Below are 24,133 nucleotides of genomic sequence, written 5' to 3'. Positions count from 1 at the left end.
TCTCGGTCAAACCGCTAGAGCTCGAAGCGGGGCTTGGGAAAAAGATAAGCCTCGTTTATCTTGCGTCCCGTAACGTGCCGGGCGGGCGGGCCAGGGGAAGGCGGAGGATGGCGACCGCCGCCTTCGGGGCGCGTTAGCTGTCACTGCGATAATTGGGTGCTTCGCGGGTGATGGTGACATCGTGCACGTGGCTTTCGCGCAACCCGGCGCTGGAAATACGCCGGAAGGCGCACTTGGTCTGCATATCGGCGACGGTGGCGCAGCCGGTATAGCCCATCGACGAGCGCAACCCGCCGACCAGTTGGTGGATGATCGTGCTGATCGGGCCCTTGTAGGGAACCCGGCCCTCGATCCCCTCGGGAACCAGTTTGAGATTGTCGGAAACCTCGGATTGGAAGTAGCGGTCGGCGGAACCGCGCGCCATCGCTCCCAGCGAACCCATGCCGCGGTATGATTTGTACGACCGCCCTTGATAGAGGAAAACCTCGCCCGGACTTTCATCAGTGCCGGCGAACAGCGATCCGATCATCACGCAACTCGCCCCCGCCGCGATCGCCTTGGCGATGTCGCCGGAATATTTGATGCCGCCGTCGGCGACCAGGGGAATGTTCTCCTTCACGCAGACTTCGGCGGTTTCCATGATTGCCGACAGTTGCGGCATGCCGACCCCGGCGACCATGCGCGTGGTGCAGATGGTGCCCGGCCCGATGCCGACCTTGACCACGTCCGCGCCGGCGTCGATCAGCGCCTTGGCGGCGTCGGGGGTGGCGATATTTCCGGCCATCACCTGGGTCGCGTTGGAATATTTTTTTACCGCGCCGACGGCGTCGATGACGCCGCGCGAATGGCCGTGGGCGGTGTCGATGACGATCAAGTCGGCGCCGGCGCCGATCAGCGCCTTGGCGCGTTCCAGTCCGTCGGGGCCGACGCCGGTCGCGGCGGCGACGCGCAGGCGGCCTTGTCCGTCCTTGCAGGCGTTGGGGTGGCGTTGCGCCTTTTCGATATCCTTCACCGTGATCAGGCCGACGCAGCGAAAATCGTTGTCCACCACCAGCAGTTTTTCGATCCTGTGCTGATGGAGAAGGCGCTTTGCTTCGTTCGCGCCGACGCCGTCCTTGACGGTGACCAAGGGTGCGCCCTCGCGGTGCGCGGTCATCAGTTCGCTGACTTTTTGCTTGGGGTCGTGGGCGAAGCGGATGTCGCGGTTGGTCAGGATGCCGACCAGGCGGTGCGAGCCGTCCTCAACCACGGGAATGCCGGAAATATTATGGCTTTCCTTGATCGCCAGGGCGTCGGCCAGGGTCGCGTTCGGGCTGATGGTAAGGGGGTCGATGACCATGCCCGATTCGAATTTCTTGACCTTGAGAACCTCGGCCGCCTGCTGCTCGAACGTCAAATTCTTGTGAATGACGCCGATGCCGCCCGACTGGGCCATGGCGATCGCCAAACCGCTTTCGGTGACCGTGTCCATGGCCGCCGAAATCAAGGGGATGCCCAGTTCGATCGATCGCGTCAGATGGGTTTTCGTGGATGCCTGCGCCGGGAGTACATTTGACTCGGCGGGGACCAAGAGCACATCGTCAAAAGTTAGCGCCTCGGTGATATTCATGCCGCCTCCATTTGTTGAGTTGGCACGCTATGTTACATAGAATGCTCTCGTTGCCAAGCGGCAATGAGGGTCTCGCGGCCATGTTCGTCGATAAAGAGCCATGCGGTGGGCGCATGGTGGCGCATGGTGGCGCACGGGGCGCACGGTCAAGCCGTCTTTTCCTCCACCCTGGCGTGGTTGGCGGCCGTGGTTATCCCGTGATCGCCGTGCACTGCGCCCTATGCAGGGGCGCGCCGATCGGCTAACCTGCGGGGGCTGTTTTTTACAAAAAAGCCTCTATCTCCATTGTATTTAAAGGATGTTTGTCCAGATGAAGCCCCGTTTCCTGCGTTTGTTCCTGACGGTGCTGACGCCGTTGATGTTTGCCGTATCCGTGTCTTTCCCAAACGCCCATGCGGGCGCGCCGGGAAAGATGATCATGAAAGACGTCGTTGTCGGCACGGGCGCCGAGGCCAAGCCGGGCACCCAGGTCACCGTGCATTATACCGGGTGGCTGATGGACGGCACGAAATTTGATTCCAGTCACGACCGTGGACGGCCGTTTACCTTCGCCCTGGGGGGCGGACAGGTCATTCCCGGATGGGATCAAGGTGTTGCGGGAATGAAGGTCGGGGGCAAGCGCGAACTGATTATTCCTCCCGATCTGGCCTACGGCGCGCGTGGCGTTCCGGGGGCGATCCCGCCGGACGCGACACTGAAGTTCGAAGTCGAATTGCTTGGCGTGAAACCTCCCGCCTATACCAATATCGACGCCGACACGTTGAAAAAGTTGATCGCGCGCGGGGTTCCCGTGGTTGACGTGCGCACCGCGCCGGAATGGAAAGAGACCGGCGTGATCAAGGGCAGCAAATTGATCGAATCGTTTACCCCGAAAGGCTTCAACCCGCATTTCCGCGAAAGTTTCGCCAAGGTGGCGGGCGCCGGGGACGAGGTGATTTTGATTTGTCGAAGCGGGCATCGTTCCCGCTTGCTGGCCGACGCCCTGAGCACGCAGCTGGGGTACACCAAGATTTATAACGTCGAGCATGGCATCGCCGATTGGATCAAGCACGGCGACCCCGTCACGCCGCCGAAAATCGCCGCGCCCGCGCAAGCCGCCGCGCCATCGAAAACCGCCGCGCCATCGAAATAAGGCCGATCCAAACGCGGGGGGGCTATTTTTCCGGAGCTATCCCGCGAAAGCCCAGGGCGATCACGTACATCTCCGCCGAGCCCGAACGGCTCGCCGGGGGCTTGGCGTGCTTGACGGTTTTAAAGTCTTTCTTCAATTGGGCGAGCAGCGTTTGCTCGCTTCCCCCCTGGAATACCTTGGCCAGGAAAACTCCCTCCGGGGCGAGCACCTGCAGGGCGAAATCGAGGGCGGTCTCGCACAGCGCCATGATGCGCAGGTGATCGGTCCCGGGATGGCCGGTGGCGGGGGCGGCCATGTCGCTCATAACGACGTCGGCGGCCCCACCGAGGGCGGTTTTCAGGCGTTCCGGGGCGTCGTCGTCCATAAAATCCATATGCAGGCAGTCGGCCCCGGGCAGCGGGTCCATTTCCTGAATGTCGATGGCGACGACCTTGCCGCCGCCGTATCCGGACGGGGAGGGTTTGATCCTTTCGATCGCAACCTGGGTCCAACCGCCCGGGGCCGCGCCCAGGTCGAGGACGCGGCTTCCCGGTTTTAGAAATTTAAACCGGTCGTCCAATTCGATCAACTTGAACGCGGCGCGCGAGCGATAGCCCCGGCGTTTCGCCTCGTGCACGTAGGGGTCGTTCAATTGGCGTTGCAGCCAGCGGGTGGACGACGTCTTGCGTCCCTTCGCGCTTTTCACCCGGTGGGTGATATCGCGTCCGGCCCCGCCGCTTTGCGCCGCGGAACCGCCGGCGGATTTTCTTCCTTGGGAAGGTTTTTTGCTCATAGCGCGACTTTCAGGATATACCGCCCATAAGTGGCGGGCGATCGCGGTGGATCATGGCGAGAAGAAGCCCTTCGCGAATACCGCGATCGGCGATGGATAATTTGGGGGCGGGCCATCGTCGGCTGATCGCCCCAAGGATGGCGCAACCGGGGATCATCAGGTCGCCACGCTGCCGGCCGATACAAGGATGGTTGGCGCGTTCCGCGGCGCTCATCGCCAGAATGCGCCCGGAAATATCGACGATGGCCTCAAGGGGCAGGGACAGGCCATCCACTTTTTTGCGGTCATAGCGCCGAAGGCCCAGATGGATACCCCCCAGGGTGGTCACCGTGCCCGATGTCCCAAGCATTTGAAACGTGTCGTCGTCGATGACGCGCGCGATCCGGTGGCGGCGTTCGAAAGCGTCGAGCTGGCTGTCGATTCGCGCGACGATGGCGTCGAAGGCGGCCTCGGGGGCGGGCATGTGGCGAAATTCCTCGGCGGCGGTGACCACGCCGTAGGGCAGCGATATGACCTCGATGGTTCGTGGGGCTTCGCCAGGGTCGAGGGCGACCCACGCGATTTCCGTGCTTCCTCCGCCGATATCGAACACCAGGGCGTGACGCGCGGTGGATGCGAACAAGGGGCGGCAGCCCGCCAGGGTCAGGCCGGCTTCCTCCTGGGCGGAGATGGTTTCCAGCTTCAAGCCGGTGCGGGCTTCGACCTGATCGTAAAAATCCGCCGCGTTTTCCGCGCGCCGACACGCCTCGGTGGCGACATTGCGTAAGCGGCGAACTTTCCAGGTGCTGATTTTTCCGGCGCACACCTTCAAGGCGTCGATGGTGCGCGCGATGGCGTCGGGGGCCAAACGACCGGACGCCGACACCCCTTCGCCCAGACGCACGATTCGGGAAAAAGAATCGACGACCGTGAACCCGCCGCCCTTGGCCTTGGCGATCAACATCCGGCAATTGTTGGTGCCCAGGTCGATCGCCGCGTAGGTCCGTCCCCCCTCCCCGCGGGGCGGCGTCGCGAAAGTTCCTTTGAAAGGGCGTCGTCTACGGCGGGTATAGGGCGTGTGCACGACGAAGGTCAGAGCCTTTCTTTTTGGTTTTTTGGTTTTTCATCCGGGGCGCGCCCGTTCAGGTGCGCGCGAATCCCCGACGCTTGAGCGCCAGGATATACCACTTTCAATCTTCCTAGAAGGGTTCTGCGGCGTTTTTTGGTTCGAAAAACGGAAGAAAAAAAGAAAGAAAAAAAGCCCCGGAACGGGCTACCCACGTCGCCGATGATGTGATAGATAGCCCTCGACAAGATCGCGGCGGCGTTTTATACAGTGACGCACCAACGCCGCCCGACAGCGTCGCGCCATTGCCTCCGGGAGGGAAACTTCCTTTGTCTCGGTCGGCATATCCCGGTGGGGGATAGTTTAATGGTAGAACCGCGGACTCTGACTCCGCTAGTCCTGGTTCGAGTCCAGGTCCCCCAGCCAAAAAAGTGACGGTATGTCAAGATGTTGCGGGTTCTTATTGCACTTACGTCACTATTCGCCGAGCAACGGTAGAACACATAGGCGGGGCCGCGAGTTTTAAGGACGAGACGTAAGGAATGCATCGAGCTTGTCGTGAAGTGTCCCGGCGTCTTTCAATTCGCATTCCCAAACAACGAGCACTCGCCAAGCGTTCCGCTCGAGGTCGTCGATGGTCTTGGCGTCTCGTTCCACATTCCGGGCGATCTTTACTTTCCAGTAACCCGTGTTCGACTTGGGTGTTCTGGCGCCGCGCTTACAGTCGTGCCCATGCCAGAAGCAGCCATGCACGAATATCACCGCCCTGCGTCCGGGGAAGACTAAGTCGGGCGTGCCGGGGAGGTCTTTTCGGTGAAGTCTGTAACGATAGCCGAGAGAATATATAAGGCGCCGAACAGTCATTTCCGGCCCCGTATCGGACGACTTCACCGCCCGCATAATGCGTGACCGGTCAGGGTCGGTCTTCGTTGTTCCCATTTTCGGGGCCATTTTCAACTTCTACCGTGTCGGCGCCGCCCAGTGCCGTATATCTTCGTTCCGCCAGCCATTGAAGACGGGTCGCTTGCGTCAACAGCACCCTGCGAAGGCCGCCTTGAACTTTACGTTCTGAGATCACTTGCGAGAGTTTGCTCATCGTCAACGCTCGTCTAGCGATACGCGTGTCGGGATGAGACCTTAGGCCATGAACCTCTTTACTCACAATACTCATACGGAGCGAAGGAGGTATGCTGACGTCCACAACAGCGGTGGGCGGGTCTTTTTCATTCAGTATTGCCTTAAATAGGCTTTCAGAAAGCGAGCTTTCATAAATAAGTCGTTCGAGAGCGTTCAGATGAGCCCTCGCGGCGGTGCATTCTTCGGATTTTCTCCCCTTGCAGGAAACATTCTCGAACTGAGGCAACGGCCATACTTCAATCTCAAGTACTTCGAAAGGGTCCAATACCGACATGGCGACGGCGTCCGTACGTTGGTTCGTTAGATGGCGTCTAATGCGGACTCTCAGCTTTTCGTTCGTCTGCCCGACATAGATGGGTTCCCCCTCATAGTCGTAAAAGGCGTAGACGCCCCATTTAAAGTCACCGACCTTTCTGGCGACGCCAGTCTCAGGGTCAGAGAACGGTTCGTCCAGAAACTCAGTGAGTTTCCGTCTTAGTTCCTTAGTTTCAAAGGGGGGTGTTTTTACCGAGTACGAAACGTGTTTCCTTGACACGATACCAACTCCACAATACGCCACAATAAATGTGAGAACCAGTGGATCATATGCATGAAGTATTGTCGAGCTGGTCTATTCTGCCGCAGCCAACATGATCCGATCGGAGGCGTCCAGAACCGGTTCGATCAAATTTTGGATCAGATGTCGCACAGCCGGCACGGCTACGCCGTCGCCGCAGATGTGGTAAGCCTCGTTGTAGTTTTTAGGCAGGATGTAATTGTCCGAAAGCCCCATCAAGCGGGCAGCCTCACGGGGAGATAGAAGGCGGCTACGAACGGCGCCATTCTCGACGTGTATGATCGTTTGGCGTGACGATCCGCCGGAAGGTGTCCGGAGGCAACCCGCAATATTATCGAATCTGATCTCCGCCCTTTGTTGTCCGTTTCGGGTGCGGCGGTAGACCCCCCCGACCATTCGTGATTTGTTGGCCTTTGTCGTCGCGATCGCATCATTAAGCTTTTGACGGTTGTGCGGAGCCATCAAAGAGACGAGGTATTTCGTTTCTTTCGGAGAGTGCCAATCGCAGCCGGTGGGTTTGTCTTCTATCAGGTCAATCAGGTGTTCTTTGCGGTCGGGTGGGATCGGCAAATTCCACCACATCCAATGCTTTTTGCACGCTTGAGACATTTCGCTCGTAGCGTCCACTAGAGATTCCGGATGCCATGTGTCGGTAGCTACGCCGCTGAATTCGGTAGGAATATGAATATCGCTACGAAAACCGACAAAGAATAATCTCGGGCGGCTTTGTGGGACCCAATGTCGGGCGTCTATGACGATGGCGCCAAAGTTATATTTGGCGCCGGACAGCGCCGAAGCGATCGCCCTGAAATCTTCACCTTGATTGCTCGTGATGGCGCCGTTGACGTTTTCCAGAACGATTGCACGCGGTCCACGACCCTCCGCCATAAGGTTCTTCATAAGATGCCAAAACGGCCAAAACGTACCGCTCCGTTTTCCGTCGAGACCTACATAATCACCCGCCAAAGACAGGTCTTGGCAAGGGAAGGAAGCCCACGTCAAATCAGCGTGGCCGGGAAGTTGATCGGACGTGACGTCGGCGACGTCGGCGACCAAGAGAGGATCGCCGCCCCAGTTAGCCGAGTAGGTCGACGCTTTCTTAGGGTCGAAATCGTTCGCAAACATGCAGTTCCAATTGGCGCCGAGGCCCGCACGCGCCATGCCGCCACCTGCGAAAAATTCATAAAATCCTCGCACAATATCTCTCCTGGCCTTCGATGTATGTTCTAGTTTTGTTCTTGTTCGTCAAGGTGACATATCAATCAAATCGTGTCCATCCTTTATACCAATTTCATACACGATATCGTGACTAACGTGAATAATAGGTTACCTAGCTGTTCACTCTTATCATGAAGCGCTTTTAATTCGTTGGATGCCTAGGCTATTCCACTTTTCGCCACCGTTCGAACTCGGTGTAATGATGCCATTTCGTTGTTGGCGTGCTTGCCCACCTTGTCGACCATCTCGATATATTCAGGCATGCTCCATCGGTGACCTCGCTGTTGCGCCAGACCCGTCGATCATGTCATATACGCGAGGACAGCGGGGTTGGGGCTGGATCCTTTAATGGCAAGAGACGACGGGGTATAAGGGTATTGGAAAACAAGAAAATCGCGGTCGTTCTGCCGTGTTTTAACGAGGCCGCCGTGATCGCGAACGTGGTGTGCGATTTCAAGACAGTGCTGCCGGGCGCCACGGTTTATGTCATCGACAACAATTCGACCGACGAGACGGCGGATGTCGCGCGCCGGGCGGGGGCGATCGTGCTGCACGAGGCCTTGAAGGGCAAAGGCAACGCCGTGCGCCGGGCCTTTTGCGAGATCGAGGCCGACGTTTACATCATGGCCGACGGCGACGGCACCTATGACCACACCCGCGCAGCGCAATTGGTGCGGACGATGTTCGATAACCATCTCGACATGGTCGTCGCGACGCGCCATACCGAAAGCAAGGACGCCTACCGGCGTGGCCATCAGTGGGGGAACATCCTATTCAACGCGGTGCTGAGGTTTTTGTTCGGGGAAAAATTCACCGATATTTTCTCCGGCTACCGGGTTTTTTCCCGCCGCTTCGTGAAGACTTTCCCGGCGCTGTCGTGCGGCTTCGAGATCGAAACCGAACTGAGCGTGCACGCCATCCAAATGGGCATTCCGTGCCGGGAAGTGCCGACGGTCTATTTTGATCGGGCGGCGGGCACGGTGAGCAAGTTGAAGACCTATCGCGACGGTTGGCGCATCTTGCTGACGATGGTCAAGTTGATGAAGCACGTCCGCCCGATGGCGATGTTCGCGGCGATCGGCGGCGTTTTGGCCGGGCTGTCCTTGTTGATCGGGGCGCCGGTCATCGTCTATTTTCTGCAAACGCATACCGTCCCGCGCATCCCCAGCACCGTCGCCGCCGCCAGCCTGATGATCTTGAGCGCGATCAGTTTCGTCACCGGGATTATTCTGGACAGCATCACCTATGCCTCGACGGTCAACAAACGTCTGATGTATCTGTCGCATCGTTCGCCCTATGAACTGAAGCAAGAGGCACCCGTCAAGGGAGACGGTGCGTAAATGTCCTCTTCCTTGGTGATGTACATTGTCGTCGGCGGCGTCGGTTTCGTGATCGACGGCGGCATCATGTCGGCGCTGCATGGGTTTTGGTCGTGGTCCCCGATGGCGGCGCGCGCGGTCAGTTTCCCGGCGGCGGTCAGCGCGACCTGGATGTTGAACCGCCATTGGACTTTTGGGCGCGGTGGCGTTATCGCGCCGCGCCGGCGCTATGGGCCTTATGTCGCGGTTCAGGTGATCGGCGCGCTGATCAACCTGGGTGTGTTCGCCCTCGCCGTGCGCTTGAGCGAACCGTTGGCGGCCTATCCCATCATGGCCTTGGCGGTGGCTGCGGTTCCGGCGTTGGGGTTTACCTATGGCGCGTCCCGTTTTTTCGTTTTTCGCCAACCCGTTTCCTAGGGTAAATCTCACCCTAAAAGGACAGAACATGCCCTCGAATTGGACCTACTCCGGCGTCGATAATCTCGAGGTGATGAAAAACGCCCGGCGTTATAACGCGTATCTGGTGGCCTTGGTCAATCGCTTCGCCCCCCGGCAAGGGACGCTTTTGGACTTCGGCGCCGGGGCCGGAACGTTCGCCCGCGCCCTCGGCGCGGCGTCGCGCACGGTGGCGTGCGTCGAGCCCGATCCGGCGCTGCGCGAAAGGCTCGTCGGGGACGGTCACGCCGCCTTCGCCGATATCGCCGACATTGCCGACGGGCGCTATGATTTCGTGTATTCCCTCAACGTCCTCGAACACATCGAAGACGACGGCGCGGCGGTGCGCGAGCTGCTGCGGGTGCTGAAACCCGGTGGGCGCTGCCTGATCTATGTGCCCGCGCTGCAAATCCTATATTCGTCGATGGACAGCAAGGTCGGCCATTTCCGCCGCTACACCAAGGCGGGCCTGAAAGACCTTTTGCAGGGCGCCGGATTTTCCGTGCAGTGGGCGGGGTATGCCGACAGCCTCGGCTTTTTCGCCACCCTCGCCTTTAAAATGTTGGGCAATGCCGACGGGGCGATCAATCCCGGGGGGCTGGTGCTCTATGACCGGCTGATTTTCCCTCTAAGCCGGGCGCTCGACGCGATCGCTCATCCTTTTTTCGGCAAGAACGTCGCCGCCGTGGCGGTCAAGCGCTGAGGGAGCGTCCCGCCGAACGCCCGCCCCAGGGCGGATAAGAGGGCGTATAAGAACTGCGCCATGATCAGGGCGTAGGGGATGACGAGGGCGAGGTTGTAGCGGTGGATGCTGACCGATACCAGGGCATGCACGCTGACCATCAAGGTCAAGGGGAGGGCGATCAGCAAGATGCGCCGACGAACGCGGGCGTTCGAGAAATAAAGCACCGGCCCCGCCAGCACCAGCCCCACCAGCCCCATCAGGTTGCCGACGAAGACGCCCCGCCACGCCAGAAGGGCGGTCACCGCCGCGCTTTTGAACGGGGCGTTGAAGAAATTATGGCGCAGCAAATAGCCGCCCGCGCCCTCGGGCGAACTGGCCATGACGGCGTGATGGTGCAGGATATCGCGCCCGTATACATAATAGCTGTCCGGACCCCAGGCGAGCCGATCCACCCCGGCGTGGCCGAATAGGGCGCGGGCCGCCTTGTCGCCGAAATCGGGCAGATAAAATAGCCACCCCCGGGCCCATTCGGCCCAGGTCATGGCGTTGTAAGCGGCCCGATGGGCGAGCGAAATCCCAAGATAGGAGGGATCGCTCAGACCCCAATGGTTCAGTTGGATCACGTTGCGCACGAACAGCGGGGCGAGGACGAGGACGGCCCCGAAAACGAAGACCGCCGCCGGACGGACGGCGCGGGCCCGCCGCGCGGCGGGCCGCAGCAGGGAAACCCCCGCCAATACGCCGAGACCCGGCAGTAGCGCCGCCCAGGCCGGTTTCACCAAAACGGTCAGCCCCAGCGCCGCGCCGCACCACAGCCAGGCTTTTAGGCGCTCGGGGCGCACCCAGGCGTAAAGCCATAGAAGCACGAACAGCGCCGCCGTCATCATGTAGGCGGGCTCGGATAAAATTGTATTGGCGTAGGCCCTGGTGTCCTTGAACGCCAGGGACAGCAGCACCGCCAATGCCGCCTTGATGTCGTTAGCGAAAACCAGGCGGGCAATAAAAAACACCGCGACGTGAAAAATGAAAATTTCCAACGTGTAGAAGACCTTCAGGGCGGGAATATCGACCGCGCAGGATGAAGCGTCGGGGTGGGTCGCGATGCACGCCAGGCTGTCGTGGGTCGTCTTGTCGATAAGGCTGGCGGCGGCGATTTCGAAGGCGGTTAGCGCCCCGCCCGCGCCGAAACCGGGTTTGGGCGGCGTGTTCGGCGCATAGCCCCGGCTCGACAGCGTACCGTACTCGGCGACGTTTAGGCCCATGGCGATATAGCGATGAGAATCCGGGGATACCGCTGTATTGGGCAAAAAGACGCGCAGCGCCACCGTGACGAAAAGGGCGATAAACAGGGCGGTTTTGAGGAAGGTTTTTGCTGTGGGCATGGGACCGCTGGGCTGTGGATGCGCATAAAAAGCCCGTCGCCTTTTCGCTTGCGCTGGGTTGGAAAAATCCGCCTTCACAATAGTATTGTGCGGGGCGGCTTGGAAAGGGGCTTTTGTTGGGGGATAAAAAGAGGCGTGGACGCGACCCTAGTGGTTTGAGTTTAACATTTGAGTCCGATGCAATTGGACACAAATGTGTGAAGAAATCAAACTGCAACAAAAAGATAGATAGTGGTCGGCCCGATGGTTCGCGGGAGCGAAACGTCGGAGTCGATCCACTAGCGGCGAAACGCGGCGGCGTCGAAGGTTTCGATGAACGTGCCGATCACGTCGATGGCGGCGGCGGCGTCCACCGCGCTGATGCTTTCATCGGGGCGGTGGCTGACGCCGTCCTTGCAGCGCACGAACAACATGCCGGTTTCGCAAGGGTCGATCATCGCCATGGCGTCATGGCCCGCGCGCTGGGCAGGCGATGGGGGCGAAGGCCGTGGGCCGCGATCGCATTCTCCAAGGCGTCCATGATCTTGGGGCTGAGGTCGCAGCCCTCGGCGGCATACACCGTTTCGATGCGCACGGCGACGCCGCGCTTTCGGGCGATGCCGTGGATGGCGTCGGTGATCGCCTTGATGGCCTTGCTGCGCGCCGCCGCCGGGGCGCGCACGTCGAGAGAGAAGACCTCCGCGCCGGGGATCACGTTAATCGCCCCCGGCGCGGCGTCGATCATGCCGGCGGATTTACGAAATGCCGCAACCGGAATTGCGTCGGCGCGGGCGCAATTACCAGATCGAATTGCTGGATGCGCTACGCGTCGGCGATCCCGACCGCGCCCGTTTGGTGATGTCCGAGCACATGTGCGAGGCCGAACGCCTGATGGTCGAGCGCGAGGCGGTGATCGAAAACCGTTTTTTCCGCGCCGAGGATTTTTAAGGCGGGTTACCGAATTGTAATCGCGCAGACATGCGTGCGTTAAGCGCACTCATCCATCATGTGGAAACCGTCCGGGTATTCCCGGCACTCCCCACCTGAAGGAAGGATCATGCGCATGCTGTCCGATCGTCGTATACGCCTTGCCGCCGCCCTGTTCGCCCTGACGGCGTTGCCGATGGCGACAATTTCTCCCGCATTCGCCGCCCAGACCGTGGAAAAGGCGATCGCCGCGGAGAAAAACCCCCCGGGAGATATCCCCGATAGCCAAGTCTTCATCGACTATACCGCCCCCGGCGGGGCCCGCCTTCGCGTCCCCGAGGGATGGGCGCGCAGCGACGCGCCCGATGGGGCAAGCTTTGTCGATAAATTCGACGGCGTCGTCTTGAGTGTCCAACCGGCCGCCCATCCGCTAAGTCTCAAAGAGGCGAACGAGATAATGGTTCCCCGCCTGAAAAAAGAGGCACGGGCGGTTAAGGTGGCCGCCGTGCGTGTGGTTCACTTGCCCGCGGGAAACGCCGTGCGCATCGTTTACAGTTCGAATTCCGAACCTAACCTTGTCACCGGCAAACAAATTCGCCTGGAAAATGAGCGCTTTCTCTTTTTCAAGAGCGGCAAGCTGGCGACGCTTACCTTATACGCGCCGTTCGGGGCGGATAACGTCGATCAGTGGCGTTTGATGTCTTCATCGTTTCGGTGGCCTTGATATGAAAGAGCGTCAAAATATCCTGACGGCTCACGAACTGTATCGTTTTTATCATACGGGCGATGATGAAACCGCCGCTTTGCGCGGTGTCAGTTTGGCTATCGTCAGGGATGAGATGGTCGCCGTCATGGGTCCTTCTGGAAGTGGTAAATCGACGCTGCTGTCTTGTCTCACGGGGCTTGACGAGCCCGATGGCGGGTATGTGTGCGTCAATGGTCGGCGCATCAGTCGGCGTCCCGAGAACCGGCGGTCCGCAATCAGGGCGCGTGCGTTCGGGATTTTGCCCCAGTCGGGAAATTTGATCGGGCAGCTATCCGTGCGCGGAAATATCCGCCTGCAATGTGCGATTGCCGGCGTCGGCGTCGATCATGTTGACGCGCTGATCCGGTCGGTGGGGCTTGAGCGCCGCGCGGATGCGCTGCCTGGCGAGCTGTCCGGCGGGGAAACCGCGCGGGCGGGGTTGGCGGTGGCGATGGCGGCGGCCCCTCCCGTTCTTATCGCCGACGAGCCGACCGCCGAGGTCGATGAGAGCACCGAGAGTCAAATCCTTGAGATTTTCGCCGCTCGACGTAGGGCCGGGCTGGCGACGGTGTTGTCCACCCACAGCGAAGCCTTGGCCGAACATGCCGATCGCATTTTACGTTTACACGATGGGAAACTGGTAAATGTCTGAACCTTTTGTTGTTTTTAATGGGGTGTCGCGGACGTTCGTCGCCGGCGATGGCGCGGCTAACACGGTGTTGGAAAAGGCGAGTGGTGCGATCGCTCCGGGCGCCCGGATCGTGCTGTCCGGTCCGTCTGGAAGTGGGAAATCCACGCTGTTGAATATCCTGGGCGGGCTTGATGCGCCATCGGGCGGAGATGTTTCATGGCCCGCTCTTGGGCGGATCGGCGATTTGCGCCCGCGCCAACTGGCGTTCGTCTTTCAATCGCCCAGTCTTTTCCCCGCTCTCGACGTGCTCAACAATGTTTGCCTGCCCGCGATGCTCGACGGCGCCCAGGACGCGCGTTCGCGTGCGGAGGCCCTGCTGGCGGATCTGGGGCTTGAGGATGTGGCGCGTAAATTTCCCGATGATTTGTCGGGCGGTCAGGCGCAGCGTGTGGCGATCGCCCGGGCGTTGATTCTGTCTCCCCGCCTGGTTCTCGCCGACGAACCGACGGGGCAGCTTGACGGGGAAACGGCAGGGCGCGTCATCGACGTTATCCTCGCCGGTCTGGAGAAAACCAATGCCGCGCTTCTTGTCGCGACGCACGACCCCGCCGTCGCCGCCCGTTTTGCAACCCACTGGTCCATCGCGCATGGCCACCTGAACGTATCGTGAGGATGAAAATGGCCTTGATCAAACTTTGGCTTGGCGGCCTGATCGCTCATCGCGCGGTGCGGGTCGTCGGCGTTGTCGCGGGCATATCCCTCGCCGTTTCCCTGCTTATGGCGTTGGGCGCGTTCGTGGTTTCCAGCAGCGTGTCGATGAGCGCGCGGGCCGTTTCCGCCGTGCCTATCGACTGGCAGGTCGAACTTGTTCCCACGGCCAGTCCGAGCCGGGTCGAAACGGCGATAAAAAAGGCGGCGAAAATTCAGGCATTGCATACGGTTCGCTATGCCCAAGTCGCGGGGCTGGTCGCATCGCCGGGCAAGACGACCCAGACGACGGGACCGGGCAAGGCGATCGCCTTCGACGCCGGCTACGCCAAGGATTTTCCCAAGGAAGTCCGTCTTCTCGCCGGAAAATTGGATGGCGTTCTCATCGCCCAACAGACGGCGGCGAACCTTCATGTCCGTCCCGGCGATACGGTGCGCATCAAGCGGGTCGGTCTTGCTCCGGCGTCGGTTGTGATCTCCGGCGTCGTCGGCTTGCCCGACGCCGACGCCTTGTTTCAGGGTGTCGGTCTCCCCAAGCAGGCCGCCCCACAGGCGCCGCCCGACAATGTTTTGATCTTGCCCGAAGCGCAGTGGATGAAAATTTTCGACCCCCAGCGGCAGGTGCGCCCCGGTAGCGTTCGCCTCCAGTTTCACGTCCGTCTGGCGCGCGCGCAATTGCCCGCCAATCCCGAAGCCGCCTTTGTTTTCGTCACCGGCGCGGCGCGCAATCTTGAGGCCCGCGTCGCCGGCCAGGCGCTGGTATCCGACAATCTGGGGGCGCGTCTCGACGCGGTACGCGGCGATTCCCTGTATGCTCGCGTGCTTTTCTTGTTTTTGGGGGTGCCCGGTGTGGCCTTGGCCGCGATCATGACCATGGCGGTCACCACGACCAACGCGGGCGAGCGCCGCCGGGAACGTGCGGTGTTGCGCACGCGTGGGGCGTCGCGCCGTCAGATTGTTATCTTCGCCGCCAGTGAAGCGGCATTTTGCGGCATCCTCGGGGTGCTGATCGGGATGGCGATTACGGTCGGATTTCCCGCCCTGACCGGCCATGCCCCCGTCATGCCCGATGGGTTGTCGTTGGCGCTCTCGTGTGCGCTGGCCCTCGGCGTGGTGTTTCTGGCGCTCGTCCTGCCCGTGCTCAGGGAAGGGCGCAGCACGACCATCGCCGCCAGCCGCGCCGCCGCGCCGCTTCAAGGGACGCCCTTGTGGGCGCGCACCTATGCCGACTTGGCGTTGCTCGCCCTGGCGGGGTTGTTTTTTTGGCAATCGGCGAGCACCGGATATCGGATCGTGCTCGCCCCGGAGGGCGTCGCAACGACCGCCGTCGATTACAAGGCGTTTATTTCTCCGGCTCTGTTTTGGCTGGGGATCGTTCTTTTTTCCCTACGGATTACCCGCCTCGCCCTGCGCCGGGGCGGCGGCGTTTTGACGGCGGCATTGCGGCCCTGGGCGGGCGCCCTTGCCCCGGCGGTGAGCGCCGCGATGACGCGCCAGTCGTTCCGGCTCTCCTTTGGCGTCGCCATGTTGGCCCTGGCCATTTCCTTCGCCGTATCGACGTCGATTTTCAACAAGACCTACAATGGACAAGCCCGGGTCGATGCCGAACTGACCAACGGGGCCGACGTCACGGTCTTCGGCAGCACGGATCGGCCTGCGGCGGCCTATTTTAATCGTCTCAAAGCCCTTCCCGGGGTCGCCTCCGGGGCCACCATGGCCCACCGTTTCGCCTATGTCGGTGCGGATTTGCAGGATATTTACGGCATCGATCCAGCGACGATCACCAAGGCGACCCATCTCGCCGACGCCTATTTTGTCGGGCAATCGGCGCAATCAGTCCTCGAAATCCTTAAAAGGACGCCGAACGGCGTGCTGGTTTCACAAGAAACCGTGCATGATTTTCAGTTGACCCTGGGCGATACTCTAAACCTACGCCTGATGGACATGCGCACCCACCAGTATCGGGCGATCCCCTTCGTTTTCGTCGGCGTCGTCCGGGAATTTCCGACCGCGCCTAAGGATTCATTTCTGGTCGCCAACGCGGCGTACCTAGCCCAAATGACCCGCTCAAGCGCCCGCGAGGACGTCTTGTTGAAAGCCAAGGGCGACCCCGCCGCGTTGGCTGGTCGGGTTAAATCCCTGCTCCGTGACGCGCCGTCGCTGCGGGTTACGGATATCGGTCAGGCCGCGCACATCATCGGTTCCAACCTTGCCGCCGTGGATTTGCGTGGGCTGACGGGAATCGAGCTGAGCTTCGCCGCGATCATGGCGGCGAGCGCCTCGGGGCTGCTGCTCTTGCTCGGTCTTTTCGAGAGACGCCGAGCGTTCGCCGTCCTCAACGTGATCGGCTCCAAACCGCGACAGCTTGCCGTCTTTATTTGGAGTGAGGGTCTCTTCGTTCTCGCCGGAGGGCTGTTGTTCGGGGTTGCGGGCGGCGTCGTTATCGCCGCAATGCTGGTCAAACTGCTGACCGGGGTGTTCGACCCGCCGCCGGAAGTCTTGGCGTGGCCTCTGGACTATCTTGTTACGATCGTGGGGTTCGCCGCGGTGTCGCTTGCCGCCGCCCTGGTCGTCACGACCCGTCGCGCCTCGCGTTCATCCGCCGATTTGTTGCGCGAAAGGTGAACTTTGACGATAATGGATGGTGAAATCCGGTTGCGACATCGACACGGCTCGTGGCGGGAGAAGCGTTTCCAACAAGCCGTCCCGCAGGGATTTGTGAAAAATGCCCCAGGAACGTCGTCGAAGACTTTTGAAAGTGAACGGCACTTCCGGCAAGTCTTCTCCTAGGCTTGTGACATTTTTCACAAACCAGACGCATCAGATAAAGAGGCCCTGACCCTAGGGGGGGGATTTTCCTCGCTTGGCCGGACGTCGTTTGTTTGCTTTTCCCCGTTGGCGAGAAGGTGATACCGTCGCGGTGTTTTTGTTTGGTAAAATTTAAACAAGGTTAGGCGATGTGCGATAAACATGCGGGCGATCTTTTGGACAGGAATAAGGCGTGGGCTTCGGCGAAGATTGGTGAGGACGCGCAGTTTTTTAGTCGGCTTTGCGGGGTTCAAAATCCCGAATATCTGTGGATCGGATGTTCGGACAGCCGGGTTCCGGCCAACGAAATCGTGGGCTTGCAACCGGGTGAGATGTTCGTTCACCGGAACATCGCCAATGTCGTTCCTCATAGCGATTTAAACTGCCTGGCCGTCATCCAGTTTGCCGTCGAGGTTCTCAATGTGCGCCATATTATCGTCACGGGCCATTATGGCTGCGGGGGGATCGCGGCGGCGATGGACCATTGCGATCACGGTCAAATCGACAATTGGTTGGCGCACGTCAAGGAAATATATCGTCACCACTATGATGAGATCGCAATGATCGATAATTCCGAAGCGCAAAGGGACCGATTGTGCGAGCTGAACGTGGCGGCGCAGGTCCACAATGTGGCGAAGACGCCGATCGTACAAAATGCCTGGCGTCGAGGAAAAAAGGTGATGGTCCATGGCTGGGTTTATCGTCTTCAAGACGGTATCTTACACGATCTCAATGTCGGTATATCCGCCCCCGAACAGTTGCATCGGGTCTATCAAATCGACGGCGACGGGCAAACGGCGTGAGCCGCGGCCTCAAACGGTCTAAAAAATTACGATTGCTTGGAGCGCGACCCACACTTAGGCGAATAGGTTCATCACCGACCCGGGTTGAATGTCGAGGGGGCCGAAAAGCGACGACGACAATTTTTCGGTCAAGGCGGCGTTGCTTTCATAGGATAACGAAATCGCATTGAGAAACTGGCTGTACTGTCGGCGCAGTTTTTCGACTTCGTTGGCCTTCTCGGCGTCATTGGCGACGCGCACGGCCTCCAACTGCAAAATGGTGCCGTTGAGTTTGCCTTGGGTTTTCGAACGCAGGTTTTCGGCGGCGTCCTGATTGAAAGAGAGAACCTGAGAGGTCGTGCCGAGATTGTTGAAAGCCTGATTGATGGCGGCCGTGGCGTCGGCGTCGGTGGCGAAATCGCTACGTTGGGTGGCCCGGGTCTGGGTGCCTGCGTTGTTATACTGCACCAATCCGGGACTTTGAAGCTTGGTAACGCCGTCATCGACGACAATGCCGATGGGCATGCCGTTGGCCTGGGTCATCATGTCGGTGACTTGGTTGATGCTTTTAAGGACCTGATTGAAGGTCGTCGTGTCGTTGGCGGCGAGGGCGGCGCTTAAGTCGTTGAGTTTCGTCGTCAACGCGTCGGCCGTGATCATATTGCGACCATTATCGAAAATGTATTTTTCCGTTTGAAAGGAAAAATCGCTGAGCTTTTTCTTTTGGCTGCTGAGATAAGCATCGAGGGTGCTGTTCTTCAGGTCTTTATCGGCGTTGACGGCGCTGATTTTCTCATTGAGACGCTTGATGACGGCGTTCTGCAAGATATTGACCTGGTACTCCAAATTCGGGCGCACGGCGCTCTGCGCGGTTTGCGCAAATCCGGCGGAAAAATCGCCTCCCGAATAAATGTCTGCAATGCCAGCCATATCCGCCTTTTCCGATGCGGCGTCGTTTAGAAGAATGCCCTATACACACCCACAAGATGGCATATAGGGGCGCGAACCATAAAAAACAAAGCCATCATAACATATTTGGGCTTTGTTATCAGCTTTATTGTCATCGGCGGAATACACCATTCCCGTTCCCCGCTACTTACATGTTCCTTTATTTTCGGACGCTATTGAGGGCGGGTCTCGTATTTTCCATCCTGCTCGATCTTTTCTTCGAGGTAATCGTAAAATTCCAGCATGGTGTCGCGGATGGTACGCACCAGATGGGAAAATTCGTCGCGGGCGATTTCGGCGTAGACGGCGCGTTTTTCCGGGGTGGGTACGCGGCTGTAGTAATAGGTCACCAGCGACAGAAACATCAGACCGGATCCGCGTAAATAGTGGATTTCGGCGCTCTCGCCATCCTCTCCGGTGATAAAGGTGTGGATGACCTTGAAGGTGAATTCGAGATCGTGGGTGTTTTCATTGCGCCTGGCCGCGAGGGTGCTTTTATAACATTTGCGCAAGATATTTCCGGCGACCTTTTTGAGTTCCCGGCGCAGGTCGTATCTGTTCCACGACCACTCGAACAGCTCGGGGGTGTATGCGGGAAAACGTGACCAGATCGCGTCAACCGTGGCCTTTTTGTCGGTCGAGGGACCCAGCAGGACCGAGGACGACAGCTTGGGCAGCGCGCCTTTGATATGCACGCCGTCGGAACAGTTGACATACATGCGTAGCGGAAAGCGCTTCATCGCCAGTTCGAGAGTGTTTTTGGACCATAGGTAAATTTTTTCGCTTTGGACCTCGCCACCGAAATTTCCCGGAGTCGGGACATTGATCGTCGTGGTGAATTCCAATTCGCCGTCATTGTAAGGGGCGTCGGAGGCATGGTGTTTCTCCGGGTTGCGCGCGCCCAGATCGACCCCGAAAAGGTAAATCTCGCGCGCCCCGAATTCCTGGGCGAAGGAAAAACCGAGATTGGTTACCGTGGGGGTGCTGTAGGGAATGCCACACTTGGGGGCGACGGAGAAAATCGGCGAACTGGAAATTCCCGTGCGGATGTAATAAACGACCTGTTCAAAGTGCGGCGCGACGCCGGGATCTACGGTGTTGGAAGCGACGAGTTTGATGCTCGACAGGTCGTAATCCTTGCTTAAGGCGCGCATCAGTTCGGTGACGGCGGGCACGTTTTCCATTTCCATTTGGAAATCGGGGACAATGCCGTTGCGCAGCAGGACGCGCAGCACCGTTCCGCAGGACACAACGATCGCCTTGTCGGCATTGTCGCGTATGAATTTCAGGTCGTTGTCCAGTGACGGTCCCGAGCCGATAACGAAAACCGGATGGGGGATCAGCTCCTCCTCATGGGTTGCGTAGTACTTTCCCGTGAAGTTTTTTAAGTTGCGATAACTGTTTCGGATCATGTCGATCTCATCTTCGAGAAAGCCAAGGCCGATGTTGAACAGGTCGCGGTTCTTGATGATGTTTTCTTGGGCGGCGTGCATCAATGAGCTTTGGTAGCTTTGAAACAGAAGTAGCCCATCGACGAAAGCCGGGTTGTCGAGGCGGACGTACCCGATGCAAAGCTCCATGATCCGGGTTGGGTCCGTCACGTTGATAATGACGACCTCGCGGTGATGGCGGCGCGCCTCCCGGTAAAAGGCGGTCCAGTCAAACAGGTAGCAGGACCAATACAGAAACTCCAAATTGGGTTCGACCAGCAACAGGTGGCGGCAACGCGTTACCTCGGCCAGGCGGTTCAAGTGAAAGCCGAGTCCGATCCCGAAAGCGATGACATGGTAGGCTTCCAACGTGTTGGGTGCGTTGAGAAAATGGATATCGGCATCGACCGCGCGCTTCATCATGCGATAGGACGCGAGGTTCGATTCGTCGTCCAGGTTCGCGCTGTCGATGGGCGCCATTTGTAACCGTTTGAGGCCGCCGCGGACGTGAAACTTATCCATTCGTTGTTCGGCCCAGTCCAGGTGGCCCGCGTCCTGAAGCGCCGCGCCGCGAAAGTGGATATCGTACTGGCCCGCGTCGTTAACCATAAGCGTAGCGTAGGTTTCCTTGAGCGCCTTTAGTTTGTCTGCGATCTCGGGTTGTCGGCGGGCGATCGCGGCGAGGTTTTTTTTGAATAGGGCGCGGTTCAGATTCTCGGCCGGCACGGCGTGAAAGGTGTCCGGCATTATTTTTTTGGCGCGGAGGGCCTTCTTGGATTCGGTCATGTCGTGTCCGGGTCCTCTCGAAACGAAGGGATGAAACTTGAAAATACCGCGTTAACGCCCGCACGACAATCAAAAGGGGGGCATGGCAAAAGGGGGAAGGCCAAAGGCCTTCCCCCTTTTGTTGATTTCCAGGTGAGTTTTCTCGAACCCCGCGCTCCCGACCTTAAAAGTCCAGGAGACGTTGGGATTAACGGAACAACCCGAGGATCGCCTGTTCGGACTTCCCGGCGAACGACAGGGCCTGAATACCCAACTGCTGGCGGGTCTGCAACGCAAGCAGGTTACCGCCTTCCTGGTTGAGGTCGGCCAAGGTCAACTTGCCCGAACCGGAGGTCAGGGTGTTGACGTAGTTCTTGGTGAAGTCGAGACGGGTCTGCAACAAGGCGACGTTCGAACCCAGGGTCTGCGACCGGCTGCGCAGCGTCGTCAAGGCGCTGTCCAGGTTGGTGATCGCGTTGCTGAGGTCGGTGGCGTAGCCGACGCCGACCTGACGCACGCCCGCACCCTCGGAAACCGAAACCGAACTGGCGGCGATATTGAGCAATTTGGTGGTCGTCGTCGTGGTCGCCGAAACGGCGGTGAAGGTGATGCTGTCACCGATCGAATAGGTGCCCGCCGACAGCAGGTTCGCCGCCGAGCCGGTCGCCGAGGAGGTCACCGTGACGGTGAACGTCTGGGTGCCGTAAGACAGCGTGAAGGTATCGCCGACCGTCAAGGTGTTGGCGGACTGCCCACCGATGGTCACCGCGATCGAACCGCCGGCGGTAATCGTTCCCGCCGAGATGGCGCCGCGGTTGAAGTTGATCCCCTCGGTGCCGCGCGACAGCACGGAAACGTCGAGGCCGGTGCCGCCGGCGCGAATATCGACGGATTTGACGTTGAGGATGCTGGCGGTGTCGTTACTGAAGTTGACCGTCAGGGTGCTGCCGGTGCCAGCGACCAGGTTGAGGCCCTGATAGGACGCGTCGTTGACTAGGTTGTCGATCTGCGCGCGCAGATCGTTGAACTGGCTGGCGATGTTGTCGATCTGGGTGGTGGTGGTCGAGGACTTGGCGTTGGTCGCCAGACCCTTGAGCTGCTGAACCAGGGATTCGACGGCGGTCACGGCGTCGGTCGCCGCGGTTAGCGAGCTGACGCCCTGATCGATGTTGTCCTTCTTTTCGCTGAAATCGGTGGCGCGATCGGTCAGGCCTTTGGCCTGGAAGAACGACACCGGATCGTCGATCGGGCTGGCGACGCGCAGGCCCGTGGACAGCCGGTTCTGTGTGCGGCCGATCAACTGGGTGGTGGATTGCAGGGAAAGAAGGTTCTGCCGCACGGAGGCGGAAAGGGTAATATCGGACATCGTTTTTTACTCCGTTCTAGAGTTTTTGTTGTAACGGCCCATTTCTATGGGCCGTTTTCAAAATTTTTCCCGGTAAGTCCACACCGGAAAAATTAACTGGACCTTTTAATGCGCCCGAAAGCGAAAGGTACGCCATCAAATATAGAGATGAACGTCACGGGTGGCAATGAATAAACGTATCGGCGTGAATAAAAATTACTATAATGTAGTTACGGTCTTGTTTTTAAAATTCTTTTGCGATCGCAGCACGCCGCTTCATTTGAAGATTTCGGCGAATTCGACGCCGGGCCGCGCCTCCCCGCCCTTAACTTAAAGTCGGGGAGGCGTTGGGATTAACGGAACAACCCGAGGATCGCCTGTTCGGACTTCCCGGCGAACGACAGGGCCTGAATACCCAACTGCTGGCGGGTCTGCAACGCAAGCAGGTTACCGCCTTCCTGGTTGAGGTCGGCCAAGGTCAACTTGCCCGAACCGGAGGTCAGGGTGTTGACGTAGTTCTTGGTGAAGTCGAGACGGGTCTGCAACAAGGCGACGTTCGAACCCAGGGTCTGCGACCGGCTGCGCAGCGTCGTCAAGGCGCTATCCAGGTTGGTGATCGCGTTGCTGAGGTCGGTGGTGTAGCCGACGCCGACCTGACGCACGCCCGCACCCTCGGAAACCGAAACCGAACTGGCGGCGATATTGAGCAATTTGGTGGTCGTCGTCGTGGTCGCCGAAACGGCGGTGAAGGTGATGCTGTCGCCGACCGAATAGGTGCCCGCCGACAGCAGGTTCGCCGCCGAGCCGGTCGCCGAGGAGGTCACCGTGACGGTGAACGTCTGGGTGCCGTAAGACAGCGTGAAGGTATCGCCGACCGTCAAGGTGTTGGCGGACTGCCCACCGATGGTCACCGCGATCGAACCGCCGGCGGTAACCGTTCCCGCCGAGATGGCGCCGCGGTTGAAGTTGATCCCCTCGGTGCCGCGCGACAGCACGGAAACGTCGAGGCCGGCGCCGCCGGCGCGAATATCGACGGATTTGACGTTGAGGACGCTGGCGGTGTCGTTACTGAAGTTGACCGTCAGGGTGCTGCCGGTGCCGGCGACCAGGTTGAGGCCCTGATAGGACGCGTCGTTGACCAGGTTGTCGATCTGCGCGCGCAAGTCGTTGAACTGGCTGGCGATGTTGTCGATCTGGGTGGTGGTGGTCGAGGACTTGGCGTTGGTCGCCAGACCCTTGAGCTGCTGAACCAGGGATTCGACGGCGGTCACGGCGTCGGTCGCCGCGGTTAGCGAGCTGACGCCCTGATCGATGTTGTCCTTCTTTTCGCTGAAATCGGCGGCGCGGTCGGATAGGCCCTTGGCCTGGAAGAACGCCACCGGGTCGTCGATCGGGCTGGCGACGCGCAGACCGGTGGACAGCCGGTTCTGTGTGCGGCCGATCAACTGGGTGGTGGATTGCAGGGAAAGAAGGTTCTGCCGCACGGCGGCGGAAAGGGTAATATCGGACATGGTTTTTACTCCATTCTAGAGCGCTGATTCCGACGTCAAGTGCGTCGATCAGGCTACGCCCCTCTGTATTTTCTCTCGTATGCGCCATCTTCGATGGCGCTGTCACCAAGACGCCATTACCAACACGAAGGGCATACGGCATTCGCTCACATGCCTTCGTGTTGGCGCGCAGGCGCGCCCCTCTCCGTTCGACACGCCGCGAAAATGCCTCACGGCAACACGTGCGGGAAAACGAAATTATGTTCACTCGCATAGATATAGATA

23 protein-coding genes, 1 tRNA gene and 1 pseudogene are annotated in these 24,133 nt (G+C 59.5%); 11 read left to right on the top strand and 14 right to left on the bottom strand.

The features are described from left to right. Nucleotides 1-133: 133 nt before the first annotated feature. Nucleotides 134-1,609, bottom strand: a complete 1,476-nt coding sequence (gene guaB, locus P3M64_RS06270; protein WP_132938714.1) for an IMP dehydrogenase — start codon at nucleotides 1,607-1,609, stop codon at nucleotides 134-136. A 310-nt stretch (nucleotides 1,610-1,919) separates the two neighbouring features. Here guaB and P3M64_RS06265 point away from each other — a divergent pair, with 310 nt between their 5' ends. Further along, nucleotides 1,920-2,741, top strand: coding sequence for an FKBP-type peptidyl-prolyl cis-trans isomerase (locus tag P3M64_RS06265; protein ID WP_207893133.1), 822 nt, complete (start codon nucleotides 1,920-1,922; stop codon nucleotides 2,739-2,741). 22 nt (nucleotides 2,742-2,763) lie between these two features. On the opposite strand, the gene P3M64_RS06260 is transcribed toward P3M64_RS06265, so the two are convergent. Together P3M64_RS06260 and P3M64_RS06255 are read right to left on the bottom strand one after the other, a co-directional pair. Continuing rightward, nucleotides 2,764-3,513, bottom strand: coding sequence for an RlmE family RNA methyltransferase (locus tag P3M64_RS06260; protein ID WP_132938715.1), 750 nt, complete (start codon nucleotides 3,511-3,513; stop codon nucleotides 2,764-2,766). Between the two features lie 10 nt (nucleotides 3,514-3,523). After that, nucleotides 3,524-4,576 carry a Ppx/GppA phosphatase family protein gene (locus P3M64_RS06255; RefSeq protein ID WP_243644744.1) on the bottom strand — a complete coding sequence of 351 codons (1,053 nt, stop codon included), beginning with the start codon at nucleotides 4,574-4,576 and terminating at the stop codon, nucleotides 3,524-3,526. Nucleotides 4,577-4,910: 334 nt separating this feature from the next. On the opposite strand from P3M64_RS06255, the gene P3M64_RS06250 reads away from it, so the two are divergent. After that, nucleotides 4,911-4,984, top strand: a tRNA-Gln gene (locus P3M64_RS06250). 96 nt (nucleotides 4,985-5,080) lie between these two features. Here P3M64_RS06250 and P3M64_RS06245 read toward each other — a convergent pair. The 4 genes and pseudogenes from P3M64_RS06245 to P3M64_RS06235 form a co-directional block, all read right to left on the bottom strand. Next, nucleotides 5,081-5,422, bottom strand: a complete 342-nt coding sequence (locus P3M64_RS06245) for a very short patch repair endonuclease (RefSeq protein ID WP_243644760.1) — start codon at nucleotides 5,420-5,422, stop codon at nucleotides 5,081-5,083. A gap of 49 nt (nucleotides 5,423-5,471) precedes the next feature. After that, a complete protein-coding gene (locus P3M64_RS06240) occupies nucleotides 5,472-5,969 on the bottom strand; it encodes a hypothetical protein (RefSeq protein WP_243644745.1) in 498 nt (165 codons plus the stop codon). A gap of 15 nt (nucleotides 5,970-5,984) precedes the next feature. Next, nucleotides 5,985-6,230: pseudogene (locus P3M64_RS14415) on the bottom strand (GIY-YIG nuclease family protein); the annotation flags it as partial. 75 nt (nucleotides 6,231-6,305) lie between these two features. Beyond that, nucleotides 6,306-7,448 (bottom strand): DNA cytosine methyltransferase, encoded by a 1,143-nt coding sequence (locus P3M64_RS06235; RefSeq protein ID WP_132938716.1) that lies wholly within the window; start codon nucleotides 7,446-7,448, stop codon nucleotides 6,306-6,308. Between the two features lie 398 nt (nucleotides 7,449-7,846). On the opposite strand from P3M64_RS06235, the gene P3M64_RS06230 reads away from it, so the two are divergent. The 3 genes from P3M64_RS06230 to P3M64_RS06220 are packed head-to-tail and all read left to right on the top strand — an operon-like array spanning nucleotide 7,847 to nucleotide 9,926. Beyond that, nucleotides 7,847-8,809 (top strand): glycosyltransferase, encoded by a 963-nt coding sequence (locus tag P3M64_RS06230; protein WP_132938717.1) that lies wholly within the window; start codon nucleotides 7,847-7,849, stop codon nucleotides 8,807-8,809. Further along, on the top strand, nucleotides 8,810-9,205 hold the full coding sequence (locus tag P3M64_RS06225) for a GtrA family protein (RefSeq protein WP_132938718.1): 396 nt from the start codon (nucleotides 8,810-8,812) through the stop codon (nucleotides 9,203-9,205). A gap of 28 nt (nucleotides 9,206-9,233) precedes the next feature. Next, entirely contained in the window at nucleotides 9,234-9,926 is a 693-nt protein-coding gene (locus tag P3M64_RS06220; RefSeq protein ID WP_165886277.1) for a class I SAM-dependent methyltransferase, read from the top strand. On the opposite strand, the gene P3M64_RS06215 is transcribed toward P3M64_RS06220, so the two are convergent. The 3 genes from P3M64_RS06215 to P3M64_RS06205 all read right to left on the bottom strand — a co-directional run bounded on the left by P3M64_RS06215 (nucleotide 9,878) and on the right by P3M64_RS06205 (nucleotide 12,014). Continuing rightward, a complete protein-coding gene (locus P3M64_RS06215; RefSeq protein ID WP_132938720.1) occupies nucleotides 9,878-11,290 on the bottom strand; it encodes a hypothetical protein in 1,413 nt (470 codons plus the stop codon). The genes P3M64_RS06220 and P3M64_RS06215 overlap by 49 nt on opposite strands. 278 nt (nucleotides 11,291-11,568) lie before the next feature. After that, the gene (locus P3M64_RS06210; protein WP_165886278.1) at nucleotides 11,569-11,727 is read right to left on the bottom strand and encodes a M20 family metallo-hydrolase; all 159 of its coding nucleotides are present in this window, start codon (nucleotides 11,725-11,727) and stop codon (nucleotides 11,569-11,571) included. Beyond that, on the bottom strand, nucleotides 11,724-12,014 hold the full coding sequence (locus tag P3M64_RS06205) for a hypothetical protein (protein ID WP_132938721.1): 291 nt from the start codon (nucleotides 12,012-12,014) through the stop codon (nucleotides 11,724-11,726). The genes P3M64_RS06210 and P3M64_RS06205 overlap by 4 nt, the downstream gene beginning before the upstream one ends. 17 nt (nucleotides 12,015-12,031) lie before the next feature. On the opposite strand from P3M64_RS06205, the gene P3M64_RS06200 reads away from it, so the two are divergent. The 6 genes from P3M64_RS06200 to can all read left to right on the top strand — a co-directional run bounded on the left by P3M64_RS06200 (nucleotide 12,032) and on the right by can (nucleotide 17,891). Beyond that, nucleotides 12,032-12,217, top strand: coding sequence for a hypothetical protein (locus P3M64_RS06200; RefSeq protein ID WP_132938722.1), 186 nt, complete (start codon nucleotides 12,032-12,034; stop codon nucleotides 12,215-12,217). Between the two features lie 109 nt (nucleotides 12,218-12,326). Further along, a complete protein-coding gene (locus P3M64_RS06195) occupies nucleotides 12,327-12,920 on the top strand; it encodes a hypothetical protein (protein ID WP_207893135.1) in 594 nt (197 codons plus the stop codon). A 1-nt stretch (nucleotide 12,921) separates the two neighbouring features. Beyond that, entirely contained in the window at nucleotides 12,922-13,593 is a 672-nt protein-coding gene (locus tag P3M64_RS06190) for an ABC transporter ATP-binding protein (protein WP_132938723.1), read from the top strand. After that, the gene (locus P3M64_RS06185) at nucleotides 13,586-14,242 is read left to right on the top strand and encodes an ABC transporter ATP-binding protein (protein WP_132938724.1); all 657 of its coding nucleotides are present in this window, start codon (nucleotides 13,586-13,588) and stop codon (nucleotides 14,240-14,242) included. The genes P3M64_RS06190 and P3M64_RS06185 overlap by 8 nt, the downstream gene beginning before the upstream one ends. 8 nt (nucleotides 14,243-14,250) lie before the next feature. Continuing rightward, nucleotides 14,251-16,905 (top strand): FtsX-like permease family protein, encoded by a 2,655-nt coding sequence (locus P3M64_RS06180; RefSeq protein WP_132938725.1) that lies wholly within the window; start codon nucleotides 14,251-14,253, stop codon nucleotides 16,903-16,905. A 332-nt stretch (nucleotides 16,906-17,237) separates the two neighbouring features. Then, entirely contained in the window at nucleotides 17,238-17,891 is a 654-nt protein-coding gene (can, locus tag P3M64_RS06175; protein WP_132938726.1) for a carbonate dehydratase, read from the top strand. Nucleotides 17,892-17,945: 54 nt separating this feature from the next. Here can and P3M64_RS06170 read toward each other — a convergent pair whose 3' ends face one another. From P3M64_RS06170 to P3M64_RS06155, 4 genes are all read right to left on the bottom strand, one after another. Next, on the bottom strand, nucleotides 17,946-18,800 hold the full coding sequence (locus P3M64_RS06170) for a hypothetical protein (protein WP_132938727.1): 855 nt from the start codon (nucleotides 18,798-18,800) through the stop codon (nucleotides 17,946-17,948). 191 nt (nucleotides 18,801-18,991) lie between these two features. After that, the gene (locus tag P3M64_RS06165) at nucleotides 18,992-21,034 is read right to left on the bottom strand and encodes a 6-hydroxymethylpterin diphosphokinase MptE-like protein (protein ID WP_132938728.1); all 2,043 of its coding nucleotides are present in this window, start codon (nucleotides 21,032-21,034) and stop codon (nucleotides 18,992-18,994) included. Between the two features lie 187 nt (nucleotides 21,035-21,221). Further along, nucleotides 21,222-22,379, bottom strand: a complete 1,158-nt coding sequence (locus P3M64_RS06160; protein ID WP_132938729.1) for a flagellin — start codon at nucleotides 22,377-22,379, stop codon at nucleotides 21,222-21,224. A 332-nt stretch (nucleotides 22,380-22,711) separates the two neighbouring features. Beyond that, the gene (locus P3M64_RS06155) at nucleotides 22,712-23,869 is read right to left on the bottom strand and encodes a flagellin (protein WP_132938730.1); all 1,158 of its coding nucleotides are present in this window, start codon (nucleotides 23,867-23,869) and stop codon (nucleotides 22,712-22,714) included. Nucleotides 23,870-24,133 lie beyond the last annotated feature (264 nt).

Origin of the sequence: Varunaivibrio sulfuroxidans (assembly GCF_029318635.1) — a bacterium.
Lineage (GTDB): Bacteria > Pseudomonadota > Alphaproteobacteria > Rhodospirillales > Magnetovibrionaceae > Varunaivibrio > Varunaivibrio sulfuroxidans.
The sequence above is the reverse complement of the archived record's forward strand: the minus strand, read 5'-3'. Positions and strand labels throughout refer to the sequence as shown.

Coding starts and splice junctions, on each gene's coding strand:
- P3M64_RS06160 (WP_132938729.1), bottom strand. CDS start 22,379: ATGTCCGATATTACCCTTTCCGCCTCCGTGCGGCAGAACCTTCTTTCC.
- P3M64_RS06210 (WP_165886278.1), bottom strand. CDS start 11,727: ATGATCGACCCTTGCGAAACCGGCATGTTGTTCGTGCGCTGCAAGGAC.
- guaB (WP_132938714.1), bottom strand. CDS start 1,609: ATGAATATCACCGAGGCGCTAACTTTTGACGATGTGCTCTTGGTCCCC.
- P3M64_RS06190 (WP_132938723.1), top strand. CDS start 12,922: ATGAAAGAGCGTCAAAATATCCTGACGGCTCACGAACTGTATCGTTTT.
- P3M64_RS06185 (WP_132938724.1), top strand. CDS start 13,586: ATGTCTGAACCTTTTGTTGTTTTTAATGGGGTGTCGCGGACGTTCGTC.
- P3M64_RS06265 (WP_207893133.1), top strand. CDS start 1,920: ATGAAGCCCCGTTTCCTGCGTTTGTTCCTGACGGTGCTGACGCCGTTG.
- can (WP_132938726.1), top strand. CDS start 17,238: ATGTGCGATAAACATGCGGGCGATCTTTTGGACAGGAATAAGGCGTGG.
- P3M64_RS06220 (WP_165886277.1), top strand. CDS start 9,234: ATGCCCTCGAATTGGACCTACTCCGGCGTCGATAATCTCGAGGTGATG.
- P3M64_RS06165 (WP_132938728.1), bottom strand. CDS start 21,034: ATGACCGAATCCAAGAAGGCCCTCCGCGCCAAAAAAATAATGCCGGAC.
- P3M64_RS06245 (WP_243644760.1), bottom strand. CDS start 5,422: ATGACTGTTCGGCGCCTTATATATTCTCTCGGCTATCGTTACAGACTT.
- P3M64_RS06200 (WP_132938722.1), top strand. CDS start 12,032: ATGCCGCAACCGGAATTGCGTCGGCGCGGGCGCAATTACCAGATCGAA.
- P3M64_RS06240 (WP_243644745.1), bottom strand. CDS start 5,969: ATGTCGGTATTGGACCCTTTCGAAGTACTTGAGATTGAAGTATGGCCG.
- P3M64_RS06170 (WP_132938727.1), bottom strand. CDS start 18,800: ATGGCTGGCATTGCAGACATTTATTCGGGAGGCGATTTTTCCGCCGGA.
- P3M64_RS06180 (WP_132938725.1), top strand. CDS start 14,251: ATGGCCTTGATCAAACTTTGGCTTGGCGGCCTGATCGCTCATCGCGCG.
- P3M64_RS06205 (WP_132938721.1), bottom strand. CDS start 12,014: ATGATCGACGCCGCGCCGGGGGCGATTAACGTGATCCCCGGCGCGGAG.
- P3M64_RS06260 (WP_132938715.1), bottom strand. CDS start 3,513: ATGAGCAAAAAACCTTCCCAAGGAAGAAAATCCGCCGGCGGTTCCGCG.
- P3M64_RS06195 (WP_207893135.1), top strand. CDS start 12,327: ATGCGCATGCTGTCCGATCGTCGTATACGCCTTGCCGCCGCCCTGTTC.
- P3M64_RS06215 (WP_132938720.1), bottom strand. CDS start 11,290: ATGCCCACAGCAAAAACCTTCCTCAAAACCGCCCTGTTTATCGCCCTT.
- P3M64_RS06225 (WP_132938718.1), top strand. CDS start 8,810: ATGTCCTCTTCCTTGGTGATGTACATTGTCGTCGGCGGCGTCGGTTTC.
- P3M64_RS06155 (WP_132938730.1), bottom strand. CDS start 23,869: ATGTCCGATATTACCCTTTCCGCCGCCGTGCGGCAGAACCTTCTTTCC.